Here is a 23,308-nt window from a genome sequence, read left to right as displayed (position 1 = left end):
GACCTACAGATCCCGGCGCCAGAACAATTCATGTCGACGCACTGCTTTACGGAAAAACTCATTCTCACCGTAGGGCGACGCTTTGCGGCCTGCCAGCCAGCGCTGCAACAGGCGTCGCAGGCGCCGCTTGAACGGGGGAGCAGGCTGCAGGTCATGCATCATGCCCAGCGCCATGGCCTTGTCACGCTGTGCATTCAGGTCAAGCACCAGGCTATGCGGAGTCCAGCCTTGGCCAGCCTCCATTTGCGGTGGCAACGCCACGCCTGCACCGCTGTCGCCCATCGGCCAACGATCGTTGTCATGCAGGTGGTTGGCGTAGCACAACAGGGTTTCAGGCTGCCATTCAAGGCCTTGCAAGGCTTCAAGCACCGCCGCCTGGGCGCACACGTGATCGGGGTGAGGGTCGAGTGTAGGGTGCGGCATCACCAGCACCTGTGGACGCGCCAGCACAATCAGCGCTCGCAAGTCAGCCAGCAGGTTGTTCCAGGTCGGAGCACCATCGTGATCGCCTGGCAAGGCAAGACTATTGAACTGCCGGAACAGCCGCGTGTCGGCCATCTCGGCTTCCCGAGAAGCCATCGGCTGATCCGGTGCAGCTTGCATAGCAGGCAATTGCAGGCAGAAGTACCCCAACTGTACGCACTGCGTCTGCGGCACACCTGCCCAGCGTGGCACCGCAATACTGTCCCAGGCACGCAGACGCCCCTTGAGGCGTGCAGCCTCGGCACGCTCAAGGCCCATCTGCTGGTAATGCTCTGCCTCGATCTCACCCGCCGTCAGTGTCACGATCCAGGATTCTGCGGCCTTGCTGTAAAGGCCATAGGCGGCCAGCTCGGCATCATCGGCATGAGGCGCAATGACCATCACCCGCCGCGGGTGCAGGTCACCGTTGCGCACGACCCACAGTTGCGATGCATCCAGCACCCGACAATGCCGGCCACGCAGGCGCAGATTACCTGCCATTACAGCCGTCGCCTGGCCCGTCAGGTTGAGGTAGCGCACGCCTCGCACACCGCGCTCGAACGTCTGCAGGTCCGGGACGTCACCGCCCAGCACCTCGACGGCAGGGTCGAAGAAACGCCCTAGCCAGGTACATTTCAGGCGGACCTGAAGAATCAATGTTTCGTCACCCGTTACTGGCAATGGCTGAGTCACGCGCAGGCCCTGGCCGGCCAGTGACACCGCAACCGGCTCACAGCCTTCAGGGAATGTGTACTGATAATCCTCGGCTGGCGAATAGAACAAGTGGTCGGCGAACCACGCTTCGTGGGCCACCCACAGCAGCGGCAACAGCACCAGTGGCAACCACCAGTGAACGCCGACACCCACGCCGAGCAGCACGAGCAGGCCGAGCAGCAAGCCCAGGCGCTTGTTGCGCCGATGGCGCTTGAGCAACTGTTGCTTGCGGCTCACACCTGAAACACCGGAACGGGGTTGCACCATCGGTCCTTGTACTCGCGATCGGAACGACCGAAAGAAAACCGCAACGGCTTGTTCCGCGCACGGGCGTCTTCCCAGGCGCTCTGTGTGTTGAGGAAGCTCAGTACGCTGCCAGGGCTGAACGCCTTGGTTTCGGGATCGACACCGCCATTGACGTACTCAACGCTGATCCATTCCGGCGCTTCAACCCGATACACCAATTGAATGGCGATGGGGGCACCGTCAAGAAACAACACCGAACCGATCAACAGCTCACGCAAGCGCTCAAGCACTTCGGCCATACGCTCGGCACCGGTGGCCGGGAACGTCCAGCGGCGCTGGAACAGGTCGCAGTACATGGCCGCCAGCTCCGCACTGCTGAAGTCGGTCACAGGACGAACCTGCCCACCCGCCTCTTCCAGCAGACGCAACTCGCGGCGCTGGTTGTAACGGAATTTCTTCGACAGGTCTTCCGGGGTCCTGGCCATGGCCAAGGACTCCACTTGCGGTTTGAGGTTGGCGAAACGGCCCTGATTCAACTCGGAGAGGTAACGCCCGGCATGCCGCAGCGGCGCCTGAGCATCGGCCGCAGCAGGCAGAATCAACTCGGCATTACCCAAGTCGAACAAGCCTTTCTTGCCCGCACGCTTGAGCACGTCCTTGGACAGCGCCAGGTAGCGCCCCCAGGTTGGAATCACCGCCTTCAGCTCACCCTGTGCTTCCCAGGCCAGGTAGCGCACCGGGATCTCGGCAAGGTCAGCCAATTGCGCGACCACCAACGGGTGAGTGGCAACGCTGCCACCAAAACGCTGCCAGGCCTGTTCATAGGCAGCAGCATCTACTTCGTGCCAGCCACGTTCGCGCCAGCCTTTGATTCGATTGAGCATCAAGCCTCCGCAGCCAATGCGCTGACGGCTGGCAGCTGCCAGAAGGACTCACGTACGGCAACATCGGAAAAACGTTCACGCAGACGCTGCAGCATGCGCTCGGCGCAGGCCTGGCGTTGCGACTCATCCAGGCCGGCCAGGTGCTGCAGCCCTTGAGCAAGGCGCTCGGCATCACCCAGCGGGAACAGAATACCGACCCCCTCGACGACCTCCTTTGCCCCACCACAAGCTGTCGCCAACAGCGGCAAGCCAGCAACCATGGCCTCCAGCAGAACCATCCCGAACGGCTCGTGATCGGAGCTCAGGGCAAAAGCATCGAATGCGCGGAAATAGCGACGACCGTCTGCTACCTGGCCCAGGAAATCGACCTGTCCGGCGATTCCCAGTTCGGCAGCCAGCGCCTTGAGGCTCTCGTCCAGGCGCCCCTTGCCCATGATCGCCAGACGAGCACCGGCCGGCAGCCCCGGCAGCGCCTTGGCAAAGCCGCGCAGCAGCGTGGCCTGGTCCTTGTCCGGGTGCAGGCGACCGACGTTGGCGACGATCCAGGCCTGCGGGTCCAACCCCAGGGCCTGACGCGCTTCGGCAGCAGGCAACAAGCTGGCCTGCAGCGCCTCGATGTCGACACGGTTGTAAAGGGTCTGGATACGCTGCTCCGGCCACTTCGGCAAACAGTGGCGCATGTCGTCGCGTACTGCGTCAGAGACGCCGAGCAGGCTCAGGCGTCGACGGAACAGGTTGGCAAACAACTGCCGGCTGCCACGCTTGTAATCGCTGAATGCGTGATGCACACCGATCACCGGCATATTCGTCGCCAGCAAGGCCACATAGATCGGCTTGAAACGGTGGGCAATGCAGAAGCTGAAACGGCGGCTGGAAGCAATCCGGCGCAATGCGCGAATCGCCCCCAGCTTCAGGCCGCGAACGGCCTTCGAGCTGAATTCCATGAACAGCACTTCGTCAGACGCACAGCCAGCAGCCACCTGTGGATCGGCAGCACCGGTCAGGAAAACCGTGGTAACCCGGTAACCCGTGCCCGCAAACAGGCTGGCATACTGACGGGCACAGTCCAGGAACGGCCCGTCATAACCATGACAGAACTGCAGGACATGCCGCTCAGCCGATGGTGTCATAACTGTCCGCACCGTCCTTGACCACCAGAATGTCTTCCATGATCAGGTATTGCAGGTCGGAGCCGAAGAACATGTTCAAGGCGTCGGTCGGCGAGCAGATCATCGGTTCGCCACGACGGTTGAGCGAGGTGTTCAGCGACACACCGTTACCCGTCAGGTCTTCCAGCGCTTTCATCATGTCGTAGTAACGCGGGTTGTACTCACGCTTGAGTACTTGAGCCCGCGAAGTGCCGTCTTCATGGACAACTTCCGGCACGCGGGTTTTCCACTCTTCCGCCACTTCAAAGGTGAAGGTCATGAATGGCGCCGGGTGATCGACCTTGATCATCTGCGGGCCGACCGTGTCGAGCATCGACGGGCAGAATGGCCTCCAGCGCTCGCGGAACTTGATCTGCTCGTTAATCCGGTTAGCCACGCCCGGCACGCTCGGGCAGCCGATGATCGAACGACCACCCAGGGCACGTGGCCCAAACTCCATGCGGCCCTGGAACCAGGCCACCGGATTGCCGTCGACCATGATCTTGGCGATGCGCTGCGGCATGTCGTCGATCTTGCGCCATTTTGGCTGGCTCGGATGACGGGCACAGGCGGCGATCACGTCCTCGTTGGAGTACGCAGGGCCGAGGTAGACATGCTCCATCTTCTCGACCGGAACGCCACGGGCGTGCGACACATAGGCCGCCGCACCGACAGCGGTACCGGCGTCACCGGAAGCCGGTTGAACGAACAGCTCCTTCAGGTCCGGACGGGCGATGATCTTCTGGTTCAGCTTGACGTTCAGCGCACAACCACCGGCAAACGCCAGCTTGCCGGTTTCCTTGAGGATGTCGCCCAGGTAATGGTCGATCATCTGCAACGCCAGTTTTTCGAACAGCGCCTGCATGCTGGCCGCATAGTGGATGTACGGCTCGTCGGCGATATCGCCTTCACGCTTCGGCCCCAGCCACTCGATCAGTTTTGGCGAGAAGTAGAAGCCCTTGCCCTTCTCTTTATGGCGGCGCAGGCCGATGACGTTGGCGTATTCGGTGTTGATTTCCAGCTCGCCATTCTCAAAGCTGGCCAGACGCGAGAAGTCATACTTGCTGGCATCGCCATACGGCGCCATGCCCATGACCTTGAACTCGCCATCGAGCATTTCGAAACCGAGGAACTCGGTGATCGCACCGTAAAGGCCGCCGAGGGAGTCCGGGTCGAAGAACTCCTTGATCTTGTGAATCTTGCCGTTTTCGCCATAGCCGAAGAACGTGGTGGCGTACTCGCCCTTACCGTCGATCCCGAGGATCGCAGTCTTCTCCTTGAAGCCAGAGCAGTGGTAAGCGCTGGAAGCGTGAGCCAGGTGGTGCTCGACCGGCTCGATCTTGATCTTCTTCGGATCAAAGCCCAGTTGCTCCAGGCACCAGACGATTTTCTTGCGGTAACGCTTGTAACGGCGGTTGCCCATCAGAATCGCGTCAAGGGCACGATCAGGGGCATACCAGTAACGCTTGGCGTAGTGCCAGCGAGCCTTGCCGAACAGGCTGATCGGGGCAAACGGAATCGCGACGACATCGACGTCGGACGGTTTGATCCCGGCCTGCTCCAGGCAGAACTTCGCCGATTCGTAGGGCATGCGGTTCTTTGCATGTTTATCGCGCACGAAGCGCTCTTCTTCAGCGGCAGCAATCAGTTTGCCGTCGATATACAGGGCCGCGGAAGGATCATGGCTAAGGGCGCCGGACAGGCCAAGAATCGTCAATGCCAAGGGTCTAGCCTCTTCAAACTTTTAAAATGTGCCCCTGCGCGTGTGGCAAGCGGCAGCCAAAGAGCGGGATTATAACGTAAAGCAGCGCGCAACCCAGCACTGCGCGCCGACTCATTCAGCGATCAACCAGTCCATACGCCAGCTGCCTTGTGTCTGACCGAGTACTTGCGCAAGCCATGGCAGCAGCTCGCGCAACTCCTCTTCCAGCCCCCATGGCGGATTGGCAATGGCCAGGCCGGAACCGTTCAGGCTTTGCGGGGTATCCAAGGGATGCACCAGCAATTCAACCCGCAGCAGTTTCGGCGCCCCTGTACTGGTCAAGTCCTGATAAAAGCGCGTCAGTTGACGCTCTTCCTTGATCGGGTACCAGATCGCCGCGACGGTCTGTCGCATACGGCCGATGGCCTCTTTCATGGCCTGACTGCATCGCTTGAGCTCGTCGAGTTGCTCAAAAGGCGGGTCGATCAGCATCACCGCACGCTTCTCCTGCACGGGCAGCAAGGCACGCGGCACGTGCCAGCCTTCGCCAAGGTGCACTGCAACACGTCGATCACCTTTCATGTTCTCTTTGAGCAGACGACCGTCTTCCGGGTGTTTCTCATTGAGCAGCACGCGATCCTGATCACGCACCAGACGCCGCGCCAGCTCAGGCGAACCCGGGTAATAGCGCAATTCGCCATCCCGGTTCATGCGCTTGAGGATGCGCAGGTAATCGGCAGCCAACTCGGGCAGGTCGTCACGCCCCCACAGGCGCCCGATACCCTCAAGGTACTCGCCGGTGCGTGTCGCCTGATCGCCCTGCAAGTCATACAAGCCAAGGCCGGCGTGGGTATCGATGTAGGCGAACGGCTGCTCCTTGCGCGACATCAGCGCAATGAGGCGGGTCAACACAAGGTGTTTGAAGACGTCGGCATGGTTGCCGGCGTGGAAGGCGTGACGATAGTTCATGGCAACTCCTGCAAGGCCGACAAGTTTACCCTGTCGCAGGGGCCAGGCAAAACGACAACGGCCCGACCTCTGGAAGAGATCGGGCCGTTGTCAGGCATAGACCAGCATTAACCGATCAATGACCCTTCTTGAACGCCTCGTCGGCCTTCTCAAAACGGGCAACCATACCTTGCGACGGACGACCCAGGGTGCTGACCAGCACGATTGCCAGGGCGCCCAGGATGAAGCCCGGGATGATTTCGTACAGGCCCAGCAGGGCGAAATGCTTCCAGACAACCACGGTAATCGCACCGACCAGGATACCGGCCAGCGCACCATTACGGGTCATGCCTTTCCACAGCACGGAGATCAGTACCACAGGACCGAAGGCAGCGCCGAAGCCCGCCCAGGCATAGCTCACCAGGCCCAGGACCTTGTTCTCAGGGTTGGCGGCGATGCCAATCGCAATCAGCGCTACGGCCAGCACCATCAGACGACCGACCCAGACCAGCTCAAGCTGAGAAGCACTCTTGCGCAGGAAAGCCTTGTAGAAGTCTTCGGTCAACGCACTGGAGCACACCAGCAACTGGCAGCTCAGGGTGCTCATTACGGCAGCCAGAATAGCCGACAGCAGCACGCCCGCGATCCATGGGTTGAACAGGATCTTGGCCAGCTCGATGAACACACGCTCATGGTTCTCGGTCACAGGGCCGGCCAGATCAGGGTGCGCCGAGAAGTAGGCAATACCGAAGAAGCCGACGGCACAGGTACCGACCAGGCACAGGATCATCCAGGTCATGGAGATACGGCGAGCCTTGGCGATCGACTTGACCGAGTCTGCCGCCATGAAGCGCGCCAGGATGTGCGGCTGACCAAAGTAACCCAGACCCCAACCCATCAGCGAAATGATGCCGACAAAGGTAGTGCCTTTGAGCATGTCGAAGTTCGACGGGTCTTGCGCTTCGATGGCCAGGAAGGTCGTATCGACGCCACCGGTGGCGAGCAGAACAATGATCGGCGTCAGAATCAGCGCGAAGATCATCAGGGTCGCCTGGACGGTATCGGTCCAGCTCACAGCCAGGAAACCACCAACAAAGGTGTAGGCGATCGTGGCGGCTGCACCTGCCCACAGGGCAGTTTCATAGGACATGCCGAAGGTGCTTTCGAACAGACGGGCACCTGCAACGATGCCGGAAGCACAGTAGATCGTGAAGAACACCAGAATCACCACCGCGGAGATGATCCGCAGCAGGCCGCTCTTGTCTTCAAAACGGCTGGTGAAGTAGTCCGGCAGGGTCAGCGCGTCACCGTTGTATTCGGTTTGAACACGCAGGCGCCCGGCAACGAACAGCCAGTTCAGGTAGGCACCGATGATCAGGCCGATAGCGATCCAGGCCTCCGACAGACCCGACATGTAGATCGCGCCTGGCAGGCCCATCAGCAGCCAGCCGCTCATGTCCGAGGCACCCGCCGAGAGCGCGGTTACCACGCTACCCAGGCTGCGGCCGCCCAGAATGTAGTCGGAAAGGTTGTTGGTGGAGCGATAGGCCATGAAGCCGATCAGCACCATCGCCAAGATGTAGATCACGAAGGTGATCAGGGTTGGGTTGCTTGCACTCATGATGTTGCGCCCTGGAATTTGTTTTTATGGTAGCCGCAGTTGGCTGATGCCGCCGGCAAAGCCGTTCATTCCCTGAACGCTCGTCACGGGTAGCACTGAAGCCCAACCGCGCATGGAGTGATGCGAAGACTTCCAGATAAAGCCCCGCACGGGTACACCTGACCTCAAGCGAGGTTGCACCGAGGCCGCGAATGCTATGCAACAACGCAAAGAAGGTGCAACCAATTTCTGCAATCCAGTTGCACCTCGTCGGATATTTCCGATGAAGACCACTTTTTGCTCCCTTATGGAGCAAAAAGCACGATCTACAGAAGTAAATGCACCCTAAACAGCCAAAACGGCTGAGCACCTCAAACTGTCGGACGAGCTGCACTTTTTTTGTACGAAAATTGGGTTGCACCAGGTTGCACCCTGACCCCGCCACAGCTAATCTTTGCGCCAGCTAGTGCCACATCACGTGGCGATAATGAGGATAAGAAATGGCGACGACCACCCTAGGGGTCAAACTCGACGACCCGACCCGCGAACGACTCAAAGCAGCTGCGCAGTCCATTGACCGCACGCCGCACTGGTTGATCAAACAGGCGATTTTCAATTACCTGGAAAGGCTCGAGGGTGGCGCCACCCTGACCGAACTCGACGGACAGGCCCACAACCACGCTGACGAAGCCGGCGAAGTGCAACCTGATCACGCGCACCAGTGCTTCCTTGAGTTCGCCGAAAGCATCCTGCCGCAGTCCGTTCTGCGCTCGGCCATTACATCGGCCTATCGCCGCCCCGAGCAGGAAGTCGTGCCGATGCTGCTGGAGCAGGCTCGCCTGCCGGCAGCCATGGCCGATGCCGCCAACAAACTGGCCGCCGGTATCGCCGAGAAGCTGCGTAACCAAAAGAGCGCCAGCGGTCGCGCCGGTGTCGTTCAGGGCCTGCTGCAGGAATTCTCCCTGTCGTCCCAGGAAGGCGTAGCACTGATGTGCCTGGCCGAAGCGCTGCTGCGCATCCCGGACAAAGGCACCCGTGACGCCCTGATCCGCGACAAGATCAGCACCGGCAACTGGCAGCCACACCTGGGCAACAGCCCGTCGCTGTTCGTCAACGCGGCCACGTGGGGCTTGCTGCTGACCGGCAAACTGGTCTCGACCCACAACGAATCCGGCCTCACCGCTTCGCTCAGCCGCATCATCGGCAAGAGCGGCGAGCCGATGATCCGCAAAGGCGTCGACATGGCCATGCGCCTGATGGGCGAGCAGTTCGTCACCGGCGAAACCATTGCCGAAGCGCTGGCCAACGCCACTCGCTTTGAAGCCAAAGGCTTCCGCTACTCCTACGACATGCTTGGCGAAGCCGCACTGACCGAGCATGACGCACAGAAATACCTGGCCTCTTACGAGCAGGCGATTCACTCGATCGGCAAGGCTTCTCACGGCCGTGGCATCTATGAAGGCCCGGGCATCTCGATCAAGCTCTCGGCCCTGCACCCTCGTTACAGCCGTGCCCAGTACGAGCGCGTGATGAACGAGCTGTACCCGCGCCTGCTGTCGCTGACCCTGCTGGCCAAGCAGTACGACATCGGCCTGAACATCGACGCCGAGGAAGCCGACCGCCTGGAGCTGTCGCTGGACCTGCTCGAGCGCCTGTGCTTCGAACCACAACTGGCGGGCTGGAACGGTATCGGTTTCGTTATCCAGGCTTATCAGAAGCGCTGCCCGCACGTCATCGACTACGTGATCGACCTGGCACGCCGCAGCCGTCACCGCCTGATGATCCGCCTGGTGAAAGGCGCGTACTGGGACAGCGAGATCAAGCGCGCCCAGGTCGAAGGCCTGGAAGGCTACCCGGTCTACACCCGCAAGGTGTACACCGACGTTTCCTATATCGCCTGCGCCCGCAAGCTGCTGTCGGTACCGGAAGCCATCTACCCGCAGTTCGCCACCCACAACGCCCACACCCTGTCGGCCATCTATCAGATCGCCGGGCAGAACTACTACCCGGGTCAGTACGAGTTCCAGTGCCTGCACGGCATGGGTGAACCACTGTACGAACAAGTCGTGGGCAAGGTTGCCGATGGCAAGCTGAACCGTCCATGCCGCGTGTATGCACCTGTCGGTACCCACGAAACGCTGCTGGCCTACCTGGTTCGCCGCCTGTTGGAAAACGGCGCGAACACCTCGTTCGTCAACCGTATTGCCGACCACTCCATCTCCATTCAAGAGCTGGTGGCCGACCCGGTTGCAACCATCGAGCGCATGGCCACCCAGGAAGGCAGCGCTGGCTTGCCGCACCCACGCATTCCATTGCCGCGCGAACTGTATGGCAGCGAGCGGGCGAACTCCGCCGGCATCGACATGGCCAACGAACACCGCCTGGCTTCGCTGTCCTGTGCTCTGCTCAGCAGCGCCCACAACAACTGGTTGGCGGCACCGATGCTCGGTTGCGCTGCCAGCGCAGGCACTCAGCAGCCGGTACTGAACCCCGCCGATCATCGCGATCAGGTCGGTCACGTTCAGGAAGCCAACATCGAAGACGTCGACAACGCCATTCAGTGTGCATTGAATGCCGCACCGATCTGGCAGGCCACACCTCCGGCAGAACGCGCCGCCATTCTGGAGCGCGCCGCCGACCTGATGGAAGCCGATATCCAGCCGCTGATGGGCCTGCTGGCTCGCGAAGCTGGCAAGACCTTTGCCAACGCCATCGCCGAAGTGCGTGAAGCCGTAGACTTCCTGCGCTACTACGCAGTGCAGGCACGCAACGACTTCAGCAACGACGCCCACCGCCCACTGGGCCCAGTGGTCTGCATCAGCCCGTGGAACTTCCCGCTGGCAATCTTCAGCGGTCAGGTGGCAGCTGCGCTCGCCGCAGGCAACCCGGTACTGGCCAAGCCTGCCGAACAAACCCCGCTGGTCGCAGCGCAAGCGGTACGCCTGCTGCTCGAAGCCGGCATTCCAGAAGGCGTGCTGCAACTGCTGCCAGGCCGCGGCGAAAGCGTCGGTGCCCGCCTGGTTGGTGACGAGCGCGTCAAAGGTGTCATGTTCACCGGTTCCACCGAAGTCGCGCGTCTGCTGCAACGCAACATCGCCGGTCGTCTCGACAACCAGGGCCGTCCGATTCCGCTGATCGCCGAAACCGGTGGCCAGAACGCCATGATCGTCGACTCCTCGGCACTGACCGAACAAGTGGTCATGGACGTGGTGACGTCGGCCTTCGACAGCGCCGGTCAACGTTGCTCGGCACTGCGCGTGCTGTGCCTGCAGGAAGACTCGGCTGACCGCGTGATCGAAATGCTCAAGGGCGCCATGGCGGAATACCGCATGGGCAACCCGGAACGTCTGTCCGTGGACATTGGCCCGGTGATCGACGCCGAAGCCAAGGCCGGCATCGAGAAGCACATCCAGGGCATGCGCGAGAAAGGCCGCTCGGTCTATCAAGTGGCTATCGCCGATACCGAAGAATGCAAACGCGGCACCTTCGTCATGCCGACACTGATCGAGCTGGAAAGCTTCGATGAGCTGCAACGCGAGATCTTCGGCCCGGTACTGCACGTCGTGCGCTACAAGCGCAAGGAGATGGACCAACTGATCGACCAGATCAACGGCTCCGGTTACGGCCTGACCCTGGGCGTGCACACCCGTATCGACGAGACCATTGCCAAGGTCGTCGGCAGCGTCAACGCCGGCAACGTCTACGTCAACCGCAACATCGTCGGCGCCGTGGTCGGTGTACAACCGTTCGGCGGTGAAGGCCTGTCGGGCACCGGCCCGAAAGCAGGTGGCCCGCTGTACCTGTACCGCCTGCTGTCGACCCGTCCGGCCAACGCCATCGAACAATCGTTCAAGCGTACCGACGGCGAAAACACGCCAGACACCCAGATGCACGACAGCCTGACCAAGCCACTGCAGGCCCTGAAAGCCTGGGCTGGCAGCAACCAGATGGTCGAGCTGGGCGCACTCTGCGAGCAGTTTGCCGAGCAGTCGCAAAGCGGGATCACACGCGTCCTCACCGGCCCGACCGGCGAGCGCAACAGCTACACCATACTGCCACGCGAGCATGTACTGTGCCTGGCCGAAGGCGAAGCTGACCTGCTGACACAACTGGCGGCGGTACTGGCGGTCGGTAGTTCGGCGGTATGGCCAGACAATGCACTGGGCAAAACCCTGCGCACTCGCCTGCCAAAAGACGTACAAGCCCGCATCAAGCTGGTGGCCGAGTGGAACAAGGACGACGTCGTATTCGACGCTGTTCTGCACCACGGCGACTCCGACCAACTGCGCAGCGTTTGCGAGCAGGTGGCCAAGCGTGCCGGTGCCATCGTCGGCGTCCAGGGCCTGTCCTCGGGCGAAACCACGATTGCTCTGGAGCGCCTGGTGATCGAACGTGCACTGAGCGTCAACACCGCTGCAGCGGGTGGTAACGCGAGCCTGATGACCATCGGCTAAGCGATTCGCACCCAAACAAGCAAAAGAGGCGCGTTCGCGCACCTCAGACAGCTGACAAACCCCCGCTCTTTAGCGGGGGTTTGTTTTTCAAGCCAAAGACAGTGACCGCCACAGCGGGCTGGCGCCAACCCCAGTGGGGGTTGGCTTTATCATCAAGCTGCAGCGCGCCCACCAAACGTGCGAAGACTCCAGAATTTCATTAGTTCAGACGCAATAGCCAACACCACCATTAACACCGTGCTACGGTCCGGAAAAAATTGAGCACCCAGCACTAAAACCGACACTGAAGGCGCAATGAAAAAAATCCTCAAGGGCATCTGCAAGTAGCCAACCCACCTCGCGGCATCTCGCTGGGCCAAGAATAAAAAACAGCTAACAAATAACGACACCTGCAGCACCCAATTCAGCACGAGCTTCAGCGCTTGGGCAGGCCCCAGGTCACCCCAATAAGCCAATGTCATTTCCCACGCGGCCAGGTACGGCACTTTGTCGTGCCGTAGATTTGTCGTCACGTACAACGCGATGTAGAGAACATCAAACCATCCCCATGCAAACCACACCGTCGACTTGCAGCCACTGTCTTTTGCGCTCATTCAGTACAAACCTTTCTTCTGCCCACATTGGCGCTTCGGCCGAACGTGACACGCTGACGTAAGTTGAAGTTCGCGTATTTCGATTTGCACGGCTGCGACCTAGAGACGTATTGGTTTGCCATCAAGCCAGATCGAACAATCCCTTTGATGTAGTCCGCATCCCAGCGGCAAGTAGGACGCATCCCAAACCCCAAAAAAGGCACTCAATGCACAGCGCGCTTTTTCCTCACCCGGAAAGTAACGGGCTGCCATAATGAGCGCGCATCACGAGTGGTTCTGAGGGGGAGCCACCGCGCGCACGGAGGTTCACCCATGTTCGATGTCACCGCATTGCTGCGCCAGCGCTTCGCAGCCTTGCGCAGCACCGCCGAATTCTTCTCGCTGCGCTATGTGCAGGAGTCCCGACAACACCTGTCGGTACGCAAGAACGTCGCCGAGCCACCCAGCCTGGGTTGCGATGAAGGGGCGATGCTGACAGTACGCCTCAACGGCGTGGAAGCCTATGCAGCAACCGCCGACCTGTCCCAGGCGGGCCTGCAACGCGCGCTGGAGCAGGCCGAAACACTGGCCCGAAGCATCAACGGCCACGCCCTGCTCAACCTGAGCCAGCAGCCGGTGACCAGCGCTCAGGCCGACTACTGCTCCCCCAACCTTGCGCAGCCGTTTCCCAGCCTTAGCGACTGCTATGCGCTACTGGCCAGCGAATCAGCCAGCGTACCGGCGGACTCGCGCCTGGTGAATTGGCAGGCCAGCCTGGGCATCACCACGGTCGAACAGATTTACCTGAACAACGCTGGCGCGCAGCTGCGCCAGGCCCAGCGCTTCGTTTATCCAGGGTTCGGGGTCACCGCCTTTGACGGCCAGGACAGCCAAAGCCGCAGCCTGGGCCGGGAAAATTTCGGCCAGCAGGGCGGGTTCGATGTGATCGAGCGTTGCGGGCTGATAGGTGCCGGCGCCTTGGTCGCCGACCAGGCGCTGCAACTGCTGCTGGCACCCAATACGCCCAGCGGCGTGCGCGACCTGCTGTTGATGCCCGACCAGATGATGCTGCAGATCCACGAGTCCATCGGCCATCCACTTGAAATGGACCGCATCCTCGGTGACGAGCGCAACTACGCAGGCACCAGCTTCGTCAACGCCAGCGACTTCGGCCATTTACAGTACGGCTCCACGTTGCTGAATGTCACCTTCGATCCCGATATCCCGGAACAACTGGCCAGCTATGCCCATGACGATGATGGTACGCCGGCACACAAGACCTTCCTGATCCGTGACGGCCTGCTGCTACGCCCCCTGGGCAGTGCGTTGTCGCAGTTCCGCTCCGGCCTCGATGGCGTTGCCAACAGCCGCGCCTGTGGCTGGAACCGTGCACCGATCGACCGCATGGCCAACCTCAATATCGAGCCGGGCGAACAGAGCCTGGCGCAACTGATCAGCGGCATCGAACACGGCATTCTGATGAAAACCAACCGTTCGTGGTCCATCGACGATGCGCGCAACAAGTTCCAGTTCGGCTGCGAGTGGGGCCAGTTGATCGAAAACGGCGAGCTCAAGGGCGTGGTCAAGAATCCAAATTATCGGGGCGTTTCAGCACAGTTCTGGCGCAACCTCAGCGCCGTGGGCGATGCCAGCACCTTCCAGGTACTCGGCACACCTAACTGCGGCAAGGGCGAACCCAACCAGGTGATTCGGGTCGGGCATGCCTCACCGGCCTGCGTGTTCAGCCAGATCGACGTATTCGGAGGAGATGCCTGATGGCCTACCTGGAACATTTCCAACGCCTGGTGAACAGCCTGCGCGATGCCGTACGCGCCCCCGAACACTTCACCCTGAGCTACAGCGCCGAGCAGTCGCAGTTCATTCGTTTCAACCATGCCCAGGTCCGCCAGGCCGGCAACGTCGCGCAGGCCAGCACCAGCCTCAAACTGATCGACAGCGGACGTCAGGCCGACTTTCAACTCACCCTCAGCGGGGACAGCGACGTTGACCTCCAACGCCTGCAGCAGGCCCTGGCACAACTGCGACAGACCTTGCCGCTGATCCCGGTCGACCCCTACCTGAAACTGAACGAGGCCGTCTGGCATAGCCACAACGTGCAGAACACGCCTCTGCCAGACACCGCCGAGGTACTCGCCCAGATCGCCGCAGGTGCCACGGGGCTGGACCTGGTCGGGATCTACGCCGCAGGCCCGATCTGCCGAGGCTTCGCCAGCTCATTTGGCGCCTTTGGCTGGCATCAGGCCAACAGCTTCAACTTCGACTGGAGCCTGTTCCATGCCAACGGGCAGGCCGTCAAAGCCAACTATGCCGGCCAATGCTGGGACGCCGCGACATTGGCCTTGCGCCTGCATCAGGCCCGCGAGCAACTGGACTACCTGGACCGCCCACTCAAGGTCCTCGCACCCGGCCAGTACCGTGCCTACCTGGCGCCCGCAGCGCTGGACGAAATCATCGGCATGCTCTGCTGGGGTGGTTTTTCCGCCCAGGCCATCGCCAACAAGGACAGCCCGCTACAACGTCTTTACGCCAGCGATGCACAGTTGAGCCCGCTGATCGGCATCGCCGAACAGGTCAGCGGCTCGCTCAGCCCAGCGTTCTCCGAGGAAGGCTACCCGCGCAGCGACCTCTCGCTGATCGCACAGGGCAAGGCCCATCAACGACTGGTCGGTGCCCGCAGTGCAGCCGAGTTCGAGTTGCTGGCCAATGGCGCCGACAGCGATGAGTCACCCTGCGCACTGAGCATGGCCCCCGGCGAACTGGCGGCGGATGCAATCCTCGCCCAACTGGGCACGGGCCTGTACATCAGCAACCTCTGGTACCTGAACTACTCAGACCTGCCAGCAGCGCGCATGACCGGCCTGACCCGCTTCGCGACCTTCTGGGTTGAGGACGGGAAAATCCAGGCACCGGTCAGCACCATGCGCTTTGACGACAGCGTCTACAGCCTGCTCGGTACGCAGCTGGAAGCACTGACCTGCGACCGCGAGCTGATCCTGTCGACCAGCACCTATGACCAACGCCAGACCCGCTCTACGCACCTGCCGGGCGCGCTGGTCAAATGCCTGACGCTGACCCTGTGATAGCTACTTATCGCCGGCAATACCGGCGATAAGGCCCCACCTCGGAGAGAGGCCCTATGCCTGATCGCGCGCCCCTAGACAGCACCACCGCCCGCTGGATTCCCTGGGTGGTGGCCATCGCTTTCTTCATGCAGTCACTCGACGGCACCATCCTCAACACTGCCCTGCCCGCCATGGCCCGCGACTTGGCCGAAGACCCCCTGCGCATGCAGTCTGTCATCATCGCCTACATGCTCACTGTGGCCTTGCTGATTCCCGCGTCGGGCTGGATCGCCGACCGCTTTGGCACCAAACGGATCTTTTTCGGCGCGATTTTGCTGTTCAGTATCGGCTCGCTGCTCTGCGCCTTGGCCGACAGCCTCGGGATGCTGGTCGCCGCACGGGTGATCCAGGGCCTGGGCGGCGCGCTGATGCTGCCCGTCGGACGCCTGGTGGTGTTGCGCGCCTACCCACGCTCCGAGCTGGTGCGGATCATGAGCTTCATCACCATTCCCGGCCTGCTCGGCCCACTGTTGGGGCCGACCCTGGGCGGCTGGCTCGTGGAAATACTCAGCTGGCACTGGATCTTCCTGCTCAACCTGCCCGTCGGGGCGGTGGGTTGCTATGCCGTGTGGAAATTCATCCCCGACTTGCGCGGTACCGAGCGCACACGCTTCGACGGCATGGGTTTCCTGCTGTTCGGCGCGGCAATGGTGCTGATCACCATTGCCATGGAGGGCTTGGGCGAGCTGCACCTGCCGCACTTGCGGGTGATGTTGCTGCTGTTCGCCGGCATGGCCTGCCTGGCAGCCTATTGGCTGCGCGCCGGCAGTACGGAGGACCCGCTGTTCTCGCCCCGGTTGTTTCGCACCCGGACCTTTTCGGTGGGTATTCTTGGCAACCTGTTCGCCCGCCTGGGCAGTGGCGCCCTGCCTTTTCTGGTGCCACTGCTGCTGCAGGTCGCGCTGGGCTATTCGCCCTCAGAAGCCGGCATGAGCATGATTCCGCTGGCGGCCGCAGCGATGCTGGCCAAGTCGGTGGCCCAACCCCTGATCGAGCGCCTCGGCTACCGTACGATCCTCACCGGCAACACCCTGCTGCTGGGCGTGCTGCTAGCCAGCATGGGACTGGTCGATGAACAGACGCCCTACGCCGTGCTGCTGGTCCAATTGGCACTGCTTGGGGCCGTCAACTCGCTGCAATTCACCGCCATGAATACCGTGACCCTGATCGACCTTGACGATGCCAGCGCCAGCAGCGGCAACAGCCTGCTTTCCGTGGTGGCGCAACTGTCGCTGAGCCTGGGTGTCGCCTGTGCCGGTGCGCTGCTGGGCGGGTTCACTGCAGCGGGCAGTGCCGAAGGGGTGGAAAGCACACTGGGTGCGTTCCAACTGACCTTCCTGACCATCGGCCTGATGGCCATGTTGGCCGCAGCGATCTTCATGCAGCTGTCAAAGACGGACGGAAGGCGTGCCCGTCGTCTGGAACCTGAAATCGAGCCTTAGGGCGAATGGCCACGAGGCTGGTACACTGCGCGACATTTTGTTTTGCAGGCCCGCCTCGTGACCACCATTGCCACCGCCTTCGATACCCTGCCGCTGTCCAGCGCCATGCTGGCCAACCTGAACGCCCTCGGCTACGCCCAGATGACCCCGATTCAGGCCCAGAGCCTGCCGGTGATTCTCAAGGGCATGGACCTGATCGCCCAGGCCAAGACCGGCAGCGGCAAGACCGCCGCTTTCGGCATCGGCCTGCTCAACCCGATCAACCCACGCTACTTCGGCTGCCAGGCCCTGGTGCTGTGCCCAACCCGTGAGCTGGCCGACCAGGTCGCCAAGGAACTGCGGCGGCTGGCCCGTGCCGAAGACAACATCAAGATCCTGACCCTCTGCGGCGGGGTTTCGCTCGGCCCGCAGATCGCCTCGCTGGAACACGGCGCGCACATCATCGTCGGTACCCCGGGGCGGATTCAGCAGCACCTGAGCAAAGGCACCCTGGTGCTCGACGGGCTCAACACCCTGGTACTCGATGAAGCAGACCGGATGCTCGACATGGGGTTCTACGACGCCATCGCCGACATCATCGGGCAAACGCCGAAACGCCGTCAGACCTTGCTGTTCTCGGCAACCTACCCGGCCGGCATCAAGCAACTGTCGGCAGCCTTCATGCGTGACCCGCAGCAGGTCAAGGTTGAAGCCCTGCACGCCGACAACCAGATCGAACAACGCTTCTACGAAATTGATCCGGAACAGCGCCTGGAAGCCGTAACCCGCGTACTCGGGCATTTCCGCCCACAGTCCTGCGTGGCGTTCTGCTTTACCAAACAGCAGTGCCAGGAAGTGGTGGAGCACCTGCAGGCCAAAGGCATCGTCGCCGCGGCCCTGCACGGCGACCTGGAACAGCGCGACCGCGATCAGGTCCTGACCCTGTTCGCCAACCGCAGCAGCTCGGTCCTGGTCGCCACCGATGTCGCCGCCCGCGGCCTGGACATCGACGCCCTGGACATGGTCATCAACGTCGAACTGGCCCGTGATGCCGAGATTCATGTGCACCGCGTCGGCCGTACCGGACGCGCAGGCGAGAAAGGCCTGGCCGTAAGCCTGGTGGCGCCTGCCGAGGGTCATCGCGCCCAAGCGATCGAAGCCCTGCAAAAGGCGCCGCTGCGCTGGGAACAGCTCGACAGCCTCAAGCCCCAGGGCGGCGCCCCGCTGCTGCCGGTCATGAGCACCCTGTGCATCGCTGCCGGCCGCAAGGACAAACTGCGTCCGGGCGACATTCTGGGTGCCCTGACCGGTGATGCCGGTTTGCCAGGCACTCAGGTCGGCAAGATCGCGATCTTCGACTTCCAGGCCTTTGTCGCAGTGGAACGCGCGGTCGCCAAACAGGCCTTGCAGCGCCTGAACAGCGGCAAGATCAAAGGGCGCTCGTTGCGCGTGCGGATCGTCTGATCCCATTACCCGCCAAGCCGGCTCCCGCCCCTGCGGGAGCCGGCTTGGCTGGCGACAGGACGACACGGTTTCAGCTTTCTACCCCGAGGATTTTGCAGTGCGTTCCACCGAAGTCATCATCATCGGCGCAGGCGCCGCCGGCCTGATGTGCGCCCTGACCGCCGCCAAGCGTGGCCGCCAGGTTGTATTGCTCGACCACGCCAACAAACCGGGCAAGAAAATCCTGATGTCGGGTGGTGGGCGCTGCAATTTCACCAACATGTACACCGAGCCGAGCAATTTTCTCTCGCAGAACCCGCATTTCTGCAAATCCGCGCTGGCACGTTACACCCAGTGGGATTTTATCGAGATGGTCAGCAAGCATGGCGTGCCGTACCACGAGAAGAAACTCGGTCAGCTGTTCTGCGACCATAAATCCAGCGACATCCTCGACATGCTCCTGGCCGAGTGCGACGCCGCAGGCGCCGAACTGAACATGAACACCCGCATCGATCAGATCGAAAAACTCGAAAGCGGCTATTTGCTGGAAACCAGTGCAGGCAAGCTGCAATGCCAGTCGCTGGTGATCGCCACCGGCGGCTTGTCGATCCCGACGCTGGGGGCGACCGGCTTTGGTTATCAGGTGGCGCGTCAGTTCGGTCACAGCGTACTGCCGACCCGCGCAGGCCTGGTGCCCTTCACCATCACCGACCAGCTCAAGGCGCTCTGCACCGAGCTGTCCGGCACCTCGGTCGACTGTATCGCCAGCTGCAACGGCGTCAGCTTCCGCGAAAACCTGCTGTTCACCCACCGCGGCCTCAGCGGCCCGGCGATCCTGCAGATTTCCTCGTTCTGGGAAGCCGGTGATACGCTGGAAATCAACCTGCTGCCGGATCACGACGCGTTGACCTGGCTGCAACAGCAGCAAGCCGAACGCCCCAACAGCGAGCTGAAAACCCTGCTCGGTGAACTCTTCACCAAGAAAATGGCCAACCTGCTGGCCGAGCAGTGGTTCGTGTCCAAGCCAATGAAACAGTACACCCCGGCTGAACTGGCTCAGGTCGCGGAGAAACTCGGCGCCTGGCAACTGGTTCCCGCCGGTACTGAAGGCTACCGCACTGCCGAAGTGACCCTGGGCGGCGTCGACACCCGCGAGGTGTCCTCCAAAACCATGGAGTCACTCAAGAGTCCTGGCCTGTATTTCATTGGCGAAGTGCTGGATGTCAGCGGCCACCTCGGTGGCTTCAACTTCCAGTGGGCGTGGGCTTCGGCCTACGCCGCCGCACAATTCGTCTAACCTTCGCGGTAGAATCGGCGCATCACGGAACAAATTTTGCTGGGACATTACCGCGACGGCAGCTTGCCGTCGCGACCCGCTCAATTTCGATCACTGCCCTGCAGGCCTGACTCCCGCCATGTCATCCACATCGTTGCGCCATTCACTGCGTCGCCTCTGGGCTCTGGATAAATTCAGCTACAGCATCCGGGTATCGATCGCCCTGACCGGAAGCATGGCGCTGTGTTGGTACCGGGACGAAATGGGCCTGCTGATCCCGCTGTTCCTCGGTATTATTGCCAGCGCCCTGGCAGAAACCGATGACAGCTGGCAAGGCCGACTCAACGCCCTGGCCGTTACCCTGGTCTGCTTTACCGTCGCCGCGCTGTCGGTAGAGATGCTGTTCCCTTACCCCGTTGTGTTTGTCTGCGCCATGGCATTGGCGGCCTTCGGCCTGACCATGCTCGGCGCACTGGGCGAACGCTACGGCGCGATCGCCTCGGCGACGCTGATTCTCTCGGTGTACACCATGATCGGTGTAGACCAGCGCGGCGGCGAAGTCACCGACTTCTGGCACGAACCCTTGCTGCTGGTGGCCGGCGCTGCCTGGTACGGCCTGCTCTCGGTTCTCTGGCAGGCCCTGTTCTCCAACCAGCCTGTGCAGCAAAGCCTGGCCCGGCTGTTTCGCGAGCTGAGCCGCTACCTCAAGCTCAAGTCCACGTTGTTCGAGCCGATTCGTCAGCTGGATGTCGAAGCACGACGCCTTGAACTGGCACAACAGAACGGTCGGGTGGTGGCCGCGCTCAATGCCGCCAAGGAAATCATTCTGCACCGGGTCGGCAATGGTCGCCCTGGCTCTAAAGTCAGTCGCTACCTGAAACTGTACTTCCTCGCCCAGGACATCCACGAGCGCGCCAGCTCGTCGCACTACCCGTACAACGCATTGGCCGAGGCGTTCTTCCACAGCGATGTCCTGTTTCGCTGCCAACGCCTGTTGCGCCAACAGGGCGTGGCCTGCCAACAGCTTTCAGAATCGATCCAGCTGCGTCAGCCATTCACCTACGACACAGGCTTTGCCCAGGCCCAGGAAGACCTGCACGCCTCACTCGAGCACCTGCGCAGTCAAAACAACCCAGCCTGGCGCGGCCTGCTCCGTTCGCTTCGCGCCCTGGCGGCCAACCTGGCCACACTGGACCGTCTGCTCAGCGACGCGAGCAACCCCGACAAACTGGCTGACAATAGTGACTCCAGCCTGCTCGACCGCTCGCCCCACAGCCTGGCGGATGTCTGGAATCGGCTACGCCAACAGCTGACGCCCACGTCATTGCTGTTCCGTCACGCCCTGCGCCTGCCGCTGGCACTGTCGATCGGTTATGGCATGGTGCACCTGATCCACCCCACCCAGGGCTACTGGATCATCCTCACCACGTTGTTCGTCTGTCAGCCCAACTATGGCGCCACGCGACGCAAGCTGGTGCAGCGGATCATTGGAACGGGAATTGGCCTTACCGTTGGCTGGGCATTGTTCGACCTGTTCCCCAACCCACTGATCCAGTCGATGTTCGCGGTTGTCGCCGGCGTGGTGTTTTTCGTCTATCGAACCACCCGCTACACCCTGGCCACGGCAGCGATCACCCTGATGGTGCTGTTCTGTTTCAACCAGATCGGTGACGGCTACGGGCTGTTCCTGCCACGCCTGTTCGATACGTTGATTGGCAGCCTGATCGCCATCCTCGCAGTCTTCCTGTTCCTGCCAGACTGGCAGGGGCGGCGGTTGAACAAGGTGCTGGCCAATACCCTGAGTTGCAACAGCATCTACCTGCGCCAGATCCTCCAACAGTATGCCAACGGCAAGCGCGACGACCTGGCCTACCGCCTGGCGCGCCGCAACGCCCACAACGCCGATGCGGCGCTGTCGACCACCTTGGCCAACATGCTGATGGAGCCCGGGCATTTCCGAAAGGAGGCGGATGTCGGTTTTCGATTCCTGGTGTTGTCGCACACCCTGCTCAGCTACCTTTCAGGCCTCGGCGCCCATCGCGATAGCGTCCTGGCGGCCGAGGCACGTACCGAGCTGGTCGAAGGGGCCGGGGCACGCCTGGCAGACAGCCTCGATGAAATCGCCGTCGGCCTGTCGACCAAACTACCCGTCGCGATTCACAGCGATGACGAGGAAGCCCTCGCCAGCAGACTGGAACAGGTACCGGAGGAAATCGACGAAACCCAACGTCTGGTCCAAACCCAGCTGGCCTTGATCTGCCGCCAACTGGGCCCGCTGCGCACCTTGGCGGCGCATCTGATCAAAGAGTCTGCGGCCTGATCACAAACCGTACTGTTTGAGCAGGCGGGCATAGCTGCCATCGGCCTGCATCGCCACGATAGCCTGATCGAACGCGGCAACGATTTGCTGGTGACGAGGGTTTTTCAGGCTGACCAGAATGTGCAGACTGTTTTCGCTGAGCGGCTTGCCGAAAAACTCAACGCTGTCGCGAACAGGCGCAGGTTCCTGCTTGAGAAAATGACGAGCGACGTACTCGTCCTCAAGGGTCAAGCTTACCCGGCTTGCTGCCAGCATTCGCACCGCCACCGAAAAGCTGCGCACAGGGACCTTCTGCAAGCGGCTATCGGCATCGAAGCTGAGGGAGTATGCATAGTCACGAACGACTGCGATCGGATAGGGATACAAATCCGCCAGGGTCTGGAAGGTAATCGCTTCATCCTTGCGCTTGAGCAAGCGTATGCGGTTGGTCAGGTACCCGGCCGAAAATTCCCCGATCCGAGTACGTGAGTCGTTGTACCAGGCATTGACCAGGATGTCGTAACGGCCCTCGCCAACGCCCATCAATGCCCGCGCCCAAGGGGCCTGCTCAAATTCGCTTTCATAGCCGGCACGCTTGAGCGCTGTGGTAACAATCGCCGTAGCCAGCCCGCCCCCTTGCAGGCTGGCATCGGTGAACGGAGGCCAGGCATCCGCCACAAGCCTGAGCTTGTCCGCCGCGATCAGGGGGGATGTTGCGCAAAGCATTCCAAGCAAAACCAAGACTCGAAGCAATACAGACATGCTCAAATCCCTTAGCGAGCACCCTGCCCGCGCCAATGTCCAACTGCCTGAAAATGCACCTAGTGCCAGAACTCTAGAAGGCGAATTCAGATTACACAAAGATGAAGGGCTCGGGCAGCAGAAATAATAGCTATTTGCCTGCACCGTTGATCGGGCGCACAACAGACACAATCCGCCGCAACTTCAGTCTCGTCGTGGGCACAGTGCTCTGCCATGATGAGTCATTGACATCAG

Annotated in this window: 15 protein-coding genes; 7 read left to right on the top strand and 8 right to left on the bottom strand. The window is 61.5% G+C overall.

Annotated features, from left to right (window positions below):
* Positions 1 to 3: 3 nt before the first annotated feature.
* From UIA24_RS04585 to putP, 6 genes are all read right to left on the bottom strand, one after another.
* Entirely contained in the window at positions 4 to 1,413 is a 1,410-nt protein-coding gene (locus UIA24_RS04585; RefSeq protein ID WP_330522283.1) for a PIG-L deacetylase family protein, read from the bottom strand.
* Positions 1,410 to 2,306 (bottom strand): antimicrobial resistance protein Mig-14, encoded by an 897-nt coding sequence (locus UIA24_RS04580; RefSeq protein ID WP_065758714.1) that lies wholly within the window; start codon positions 2,304 to 2,306, stop codon positions 1,410 to 1,412. The genes UIA24_RS04585 and UIA24_RS04580 overlap by 4 nt, the downstream gene beginning before the upstream one ends.
* A complete protein-coding gene (locus UIA24_RS04575) occupies positions 2,306 to 3,436 on the bottom strand; it encodes a glycosyltransferase (protein ID WP_330522282.1) in 1,131 nt (376 codons plus the stop codon). Before UIA24_RS04575 ends, UIA24_RS04580 begins: the two co-directional genes overlap by 1 nt.
* A complete protein-coding gene (locus UIA24_RS04570) occupies positions 3,420 to 5,177 on the bottom strand; it encodes a carbamoyltransferase family protein (RefSeq protein WP_065758712.1) in 1,758 nt (585 codons plus the stop codon). The genes UIA24_RS04575 and UIA24_RS04570 overlap by 17 nt, the downstream gene beginning before the upstream one ends.
* Positions 5,178 to 5,288: 111 nt before the next feature.
* A complete protein-coding gene (locus UIA24_RS04565) occupies positions 5,289 to 6,125 on the bottom strand; it encodes a 23S rRNA (adenine(2030)-N(6))-methyltransferase RlmJ (RefSeq protein ID WP_065758711.1) in 837 nt (278 codons plus the stop codon).
* A 115-nt stretch (positions 6,126 to 6,240) separates the two neighbouring features.
* Positions 6,241 to 7,725, bottom strand: a complete 1,485-nt coding sequence (gene putP / locus UIA24_RS04560) for a sodium/proline symporter PutP (RefSeq protein WP_330522281.1) — start codon at positions 7,723 to 7,725, stop codon at positions 6,241 to 6,243.
* A gap of 479 nt (positions 7,726 to 8,204) precedes the next feature.
* Here putP and putA point away from each other — a divergent pair, with 479 nt between their 5' ends.
* Entirely contained in the window at positions 8,205 to 12,158 is a 3,954-nt protein-coding gene (putA, locus tag UIA24_RS04555; RefSeq protein WP_330522280.1) for a trifunctional transcriptional regulator/proline dehydrogenase/L-glutamate gamma-semialdehyde dehydrogenase, read from the top strand.
* Between the two features lie 152 nt (positions 12,159 to 12,310).
* Here putA and UIA24_RS04550 read toward each other — a convergent pair whose 3' ends face one another.
* A complete protein-coding gene (locus UIA24_RS04550; RefSeq protein ID WP_330522279.1) occupies positions 12,311 to 12,751 on the bottom strand; it encodes a hypothetical protein in 441 nt (146 codons plus the stop codon).
* Between the two features lie 312 nt (positions 12,752 to 13,063).
* Here UIA24_RS04550 and UIA24_RS04545 point away from each other — a divergent pair, with 312 nt between their 5' ends.
* The 6 genes from UIA24_RS04545 (at position 13,064) to yccS (ending at position 22,333) form a co-directional block, all read left to right on the top strand.
* Positions 13,064 to 14,506 carry a TldD/PmbA family protein gene (locus tag UIA24_RS04545; RefSeq protein ID WP_102052346.1) on the top strand — a complete coding sequence of 481 codons (1,443 nt, stop codon included), beginning with the start codon at positions 13,064 to 13,066 and terminating at the stop codon, positions 14,504 to 14,506.
* Positions 14,506 to 15,831, top strand: coding sequence for a TldD/PmbA family protein (locus UIA24_RS04540; RefSeq protein ID WP_442963002.1), 1,326 nt, complete (start codon positions 14,506 to 14,508; stop codon positions 15,829 to 15,831). Before UIA24_RS04545 ends, UIA24_RS04540 begins: the two co-directional genes overlap by 1 nt.
* 56 nt (positions 15,832 to 15,887) lie before the next feature.
* Positions 15,888 to 17,315 carry a multidrug transporter subunit MdtD gene (gene mdtD, locus UIA24_RS04535; RefSeq protein WP_065760294.1) on the top strand — a complete coding sequence of 476 codons (1,428 nt, stop codon included), beginning with the start codon at positions 15,888 to 15,890 and terminating at the stop codon, positions 17,313 to 17,315.
* A 105-nt stretch (positions 17,316 to 17,420) separates the two neighbouring features.
* On the top strand, positions 17,421 to 18,758 hold the full coding sequence (gene dbpA / locus UIA24_RS04530) for an ATP-dependent RNA helicase DbpA (protein WP_330522364.1): 1,338 nt from the start codon (positions 17,421 to 17,423) through the stop codon (positions 18,756 to 18,758).
* 97 nt (positions 18,759 to 18,855) lie between these two features.
* Positions 18,856 to 20,034, top strand: coding sequence for an NAD(P)/FAD-dependent oxidoreductase (locus UIA24_RS04525; RefSeq protein ID WP_065760293.1), 1,179 nt, complete (start codon positions 18,856 to 18,858; stop codon positions 20,032 to 20,034).
* 118 nt (positions 20,035 to 20,152) lie between these two features.
* Positions 20,153 to 22,333, top strand: a complete 2,181-nt coding sequence (gene yccS, locus UIA24_RS04520; RefSeq protein WP_330522278.1) for a YccS family putative transporter — start codon at positions 20,153 to 20,155, stop codon at positions 22,331 to 22,333.
* On the opposite strand, the gene UIA24_RS04515 is transcribed toward yccS, so the two are convergent.
* Positions 22,334 to 23,074, bottom strand: a complete 741-nt coding sequence (locus UIA24_RS04515) for a substrate-binding periplasmic protein (RefSeq protein WP_330522277.1) — start codon at positions 23,072 to 23,074, stop codon at positions 22,334 to 22,336.
* Positions 23,075 to 23,308 lie beyond the last annotated feature (234 nt).

Origin of the sequence: Pseudomonas sp. AL 58 (genome assembly GCF_036348395.1) — a bacterium.
GTDB classification, from domain to species: domain Bacteria; phylum Pseudomonadota; class Gammaproteobacteria; order Pseudomonadales; family Pseudomonadaceae; genus Aquipseudomonas; species Aquipseudomonas defluvii.
The sequence above is the reverse complement of the archived record's forward strand: the minus strand, read 5'-3'. Positions and strand labels throughout refer to the sequence as shown.